Genomic DNA, 5,550 nt, shown 5'->3' on the forward strand with positions numbered 1-5,550 from the left:
GCTCGGGTGAGTGCGACATGGCGCTGGCCGGCGGTGTGACGGTGATGGCCACGCCGGGGACCTTCATCGAGTTCTCCCGGCAGCGGGGGTTGTCGGTGGACGGCCGGTGCAAGGCGTTTGCCGCAGGTGCCGATGGCACCGGCTGGGGTGAGGGCGTCGGCATGCTGCTCGTGGAGCGGCTGTCGGACGCACGGCGGAACGGTCATCCGGTCCTGGCGGTGGTGCGCGGGTCGGCGATCAACCAGGACGGTGCGAGTAATGGTCTGACGGCGCCGAACGGTCCTTCGCAGCAGCGGGTGATCCGCCAGGCGCTGGCGAATGCGGGCCTGACGACGGCCGATGTCGACGCGGTCGAGGGGCACGGTACGGGGACGACGCTGGGTGACCCGATCGAGGCGCAGGCGCTGCTGGCGACGTACGGGCAGGGGCGATCGGAGGACCGGCCGCTGTGGCTGGGGTCGTTGAAGTCCAACATCGGTCATACCCAGGCGGCTGCGGGTGTGGGCGGCATCATCAAGATGGTGATGGCGATGCGGCACGGTGTGCTGCCGCAGACGCTGCACGTGGACGCGCCGTCGCCGCACGTGGACTGGACAGCGGGCGCCGTCGAGCTGCTGACCGAGTCCCGGGATTGGGAAGCGCCGGAGCGTCCGCGACGCGCCGGAATCTCGTCGTTCGGTGTGAGCGGCACAAACGCCCATGTGGTCATTGAGCAGGGCGAGTTGGTGGACGCGGCTGTGGAGGCTGAGGGTGCGGCTGACGGGCCGGCCCTGTCGCTGGTGCCGTGGGTGATGTCGGCGCGGAACCCGGAGGCGCTGCGTGGCCAGGCGGCCCGTCTGCGGGAGTGGGCGGAGGATGCTCCGGAAGCGGATGTCGCAGCGGTGGGCCGCGCGTTGGTGTCTTCGCGGACGGTGCTGGACGAGCGGGCGGTAGTGGTCGGCGCCGGCCGGGACGAGCTGCTGGCAGGTTTGGCGGCGCTGGCGTCCGGGGCGTCGGCTGCTGGTGTGGTGACCGGCAGTGGTGCGGGCGGGAAGCTGGCACTGCTGTTCGCCGGGCAGGGGAGTCAGCGGCTGGGCATGGGTCGCGAACTGGCCTCCTCGTTCCCGGTGTTCGCTGCCGCCTGGGATGAGGTGTGTGGGGTTCTGGATCCGCTGCTGGCGCACCCGGTACGGGACGTCGTCCACGCGGAGCCAGGCTCGGACCTGGCCGGGCTGCTGAACGAGACCGGGATGACGCAGCCTGCACTGTTCGCTTTCGAAGTGGCCCTGTACCGGCTCCTCAGTTCGTACGGCATCACAGCGGACGTACTGGCCGGACACTCCATCGGTGAGTTGGCAGCCGCACATGTGGCTGGGGTGTTCTCCCTTGAGGACGCCAGTCGTCTGGTGGCGGCTCGTGCCCGGCTGATGCAGGCCCTGCCGAGCGGCGGTGCCATGCTCGCCGTGGCCGCACCCGAGACGGATATTCTCCCGCTGCTGGAGGGCCGCGAGAACGAGGTGAGCATGGCGGCCGTCAACGGACCCGCCGCTGTCGTCATCTCCGGTGCGGAGTCGGCGGTTGAGGAGATCGGTCAGGTACTGGCCGGTCGCGAGATCCGGACGCGCAGATTGCGTGTCTCGCACGCGTTCCACTCGCCGCTGATGGACCCCATGCTGGCGGAGTTCCGGCAGGTCGCCGAGAGCCTGACCTACGCAGAGCCGGCGATCCCGGTGATCTCCAACGTCACCGGGCAGCTAGCCGAGGAGGGGCAGCTCAGCACCCCCGACTACTGGGTGCGGCACGTCCGTGAGGCAGTTCGTTTCGCCGACGGGGTGACAGCTGCTCGTGCGACTGGCGCCAGGCTCTTCGTCGAGGTCGGCCCTGACGGTGTTCTGACCGGCCTCGCCCAGCAGACCCTCGACGGTGACGAGAACACCGCCTTCGTTCCCGCCGTCCGCAAGGACCGCGACGAGACACGCGCCGTGGTCGAAGCCCTCGCCACCCTCCACACCCGTGGCGTTCGCGTCGACTGGGCAACGTACTTCGCCCGCACCCCCCTCCGTCACCTCGAACTCCCCACCTACGCCTTCCAGCACCAGCACTACTGGCTGAAGTCCGCCATCACGACCGGCGACGTGACAACCGCCGGCCAGAACGCCATCGACCATCCCCTCCTCACCGCCGCTGTGCCCTCCCCGGACGGCGACCACCTCACCCTCACCGGACGGCTCGCGCTGTCCACCCACCCCTGGCTCGCCGACCACAACGTCCTCGGAAACGTTCTGCTCCCGGGCACCGGGCTGTTGGAGCTGGCGGTTCGGGCCGGGCAGGAGGCCGGGTGCACGGTGCTGGAGGAACTGACCTTGCAGGCACCGCTGATGGTGCCGGCCGTAGGTGGTCTCCAGATCCAGGTCGTTGTCGGTGGCGCCGATGCCTCCGGCGGCAGGCCCGTGGCGATTCACTCGCGGGAAGAGAGCGACGCGGCCGGGCCGTGGACCCAGCATGCCGAAGGTGTACTGACCAGTGCGGTGCCGCAGTCCGCTGCGGACCTGGAGCAGTGGCCGCCCGCCGGAGCGACCGTGGTCGACGTGACCGGCGCGTACGACTCGCTGCTGGACAGGGGCTACGAGTACGGACCGGTCTTCCAGGGACTGAAGGCCGTGTGGCGGCGTCAGGGCGACGTGTTCGCCGAGGTCGAACTGCCGGATCAGGCGTTCGCCGATGCCGCGCGCTTTGGGCTGCATCCTGCGCTCCTCGACGCCGCCATGCACTCGCTGCTGCTCGACGGCGGCGACGACCGGAACGGGGACGCGCGCACGGTCCTGCCGTTCTCCTGGGCCGGCGTGAGTCTGCATGCCGCAGGGGCGACCGCCGTGCGCGTGCACATCTCGGAGTCGCAGGGGAACTCCGTGGCGATGACGATCGCCGACACCACCGGGGTACCGGTCCTGTCGGTCGGATCGCTCGCCACACGGCCGGTGTCCGCCGACCAGCTCGCCGCGGCCAAGGGGCGGACCGACACGCTCTTCCGGATGGACTGGGCCGTGCTCCAGTCGGCGGACGCCGTGACAGCGCACGACCTTGCCGATCTGGAGACGGCGAAGGCGGCGGTCGGCGCGGGCGAGGCCACGCCCGAAGCCGCGCTGTATGTGGTCGAGTCCGTCGATGCCGAGTCGGGTGTTCCGGCGGCGCTGCGCAGGGCCACGTACGGGGTACTGGCGGCGGTGCAGGAGTGGTTGGTGGACGAGCGGTTCGCGTCCTCCCGTCTGGTGGTGGTCACGTGCGGTGCGGTGGCCGTGGACGCGGCCGGGGACGCCGATCCGGTACAGGCCGCGGTATGGGGGCTCGTACGGGCGGCAGAGGCCGAGAATCCGGGCCGCTTCGTGCTCGTGGACGCGGACGTGGACGGCAGCGAGGAGTCCCAGCGGCAACTGCTGTCTGCCGTAGTGGCATCGGGCGAGCTGGAAGCAGCCGTACGCGGTGGCGAGGTGCGGGTGCCACGGCTGTCCCGGGCCGTTGTCTCCGGTGAACGGGATGTGGTGTTCACATCGGAAGAGACGGTGCTGGTCACCGGTGGCACGGGTGGTCTGGGCGCAATGGTGGCTCGACACTTGGTGGTTGAGCACCGCGTGCGTCATCTGGTGCTGGCGAGTCGGCGTGGTGCGGATGCTCCTGGTGCGGGGGAGTTGATCGCGGAGCTGGCCGAGTACGGCACCGAGGTGGCTGTGGTCGCGTGTGATGTGACCGATCGGGAGGCTCTGGCAGGGCTGGTTGGCGGGATATCCGCTGATCATCCGCTGGCGGCCGTCGTGCATGCGGCGGGTGTGGGTGACAACGGGCTGGTGGGTTCGTTGACGCCGGAGCGGTTGGACGGTGTGTTCGGTCCGAAGGCGGACGCGGCCTGGCATCTTCATGAGCTGACCCGTGAGCTGGACCTCAAGGCGTTCGTGCTGTTCTCGTCCGCCGGTGGGCTGGTCCTCGCGGCAGGACAGGGCAACTACGCGGCGGCGAACGTCTTCCTGGACGCGCTCGCCCAGCACCGCCGGGCGCACGGGCTCGCGGCCACGTCCCTCGCGTACGGGCTCTGGCAGGCTCCCACGGGCATGGCCCAGTTCCTGACCGACGCCGATCTGGAGCGGATGCGCCGCCAGGGTCTGCCGGCGCTGTCCGTGGACGAGGGCCTGGCGGCCTTTGACACCGGGCTGCGCGCGGACACGGCGACGCTGGTCCCGATACGGGTCGACGCGGGGGCCCTGCGGGCGCGGGGCGACGCCGTACCGACGCTGCTGCGCGGGCTGGTGCGCGGTCGCGTACGACAGGCCGCGCGAGCAGGCACCGCACGGGGAGGTTCCTCGGCGCTCGCACAGCGTCTGCTAGGCCTGGATGCAGCCGAACGCACGCGGCTGGTGAAGGACTTGGTACGGGAGAAGGCCGCGTCCGTACTCGGGCACGGCTCGCTGGACGAGGTCCCAGGCGACCGGGCCTTCCGGGACCTCGGCTTCGACTCACTGACCGCCGTGGAACTGCGCAACGAACTCAACGCGGCAAGCGGGCTGCGGCTGCCGGCCACGCTGGTCTTCGATTACCCCACGTCCCATGCCGTGGCCGAGCACATCGCCGCCGAACTCGCCGGAACCGCACCAGGATCCGCATCAACGACGGTGGCCACACGCCTGGCGGACGACGAGCCGATCGCCATCGTCGGAATGGCCTGCCGGTACCCGGGCGGGGTCGCCTCGCCCGATGACCTCTGGCAATTGGTCGTGGACGGCCGCGACGCCGTGTCGGACTTCCCGACCGACCGAGGCTGGGACATCGGGAAGCTCTACGACCCGGAGCCGGGCACACCCGGCAGGACGTACACCCGGCGTGGTGGATTCCTCTACGACGCGGGGGAGTTCGACCCGGGCTTCTTCGGGATCTCGCCGCGCGAGGCACAGACGATGGACCCGCAGCAGCGGTTGCTGCTGGAGACCTCGTGGGAGGCGTTCGAGCGGGCGGGTATCGATCCCGGGTCGGCACGCGGCAGCCGTACGGGTGTGTTCGCGGGGCTGATGTACCACGACTACGGACTCGGCGTCGCCCAGGGATCCACCAGCGGCGGAAGCCTCGTGTCGGGCCGGGTGTCGTACACCTTCGGTTTCGAGGGTCCTGCGGTGACGGTGGACACGGCGTGCTCGTCGTCGCTGGTGGCACTGCACCTCGCGGTGCAGGCGCTGCGGTCCGGCGAATGTGACATGGCGCTGGCCGGCGGTGTGACGGTGATGGCGACACCGGGCATGTTCGTGGAGTTCTCCCGGCAGCGTGGGCTCGCTGTCGACGGCCGCTGCAAGGCGTTCTCCGCTTCGGCGGACGGCGCGGGCTGGGCCGAGGGTGCGGGCATGCTGCTCGTGGAGCGGCTGTCGGACGCTCGGCGGAGCGGTCACCCTGTGCTGGCCGTGGTGCGCGGCTCGGCGGTCAACCAGGACGGTGCGAGTAATGGTCTGACGGCGCCGAACGGTCCGTCGCAGCAGCGCGTGATCCGGCAGGCGCTGGCCAACGCCGGTCTGACGACGGCGGATGTCGATGCCG

At 70.5% G+C, this 5,550-nt stretch carries 1 protein-coding gene; it reads left to right on the forward strand.

Annotated elements, in window-relative coordinates; genetic code table 11:
- Positions 1-5,550: type I polyketide synthase (locus HY68_RS23575; RefSeq protein ID WP_041996946.1), on the forward strand; the 5,550-nt coding region annotated here is incomplete at both ends.

The sequence above is a fragment of the Streptomyces sp. AcH 505 genome (genome assembly GCF_000818175.1).
In the GTDB taxonomy this organism is placed as follows: domain Bacteria; phylum Actinomycetota; class Actinomycetes; order Streptomycetales; family Streptomycetaceae; genus Streptomyces.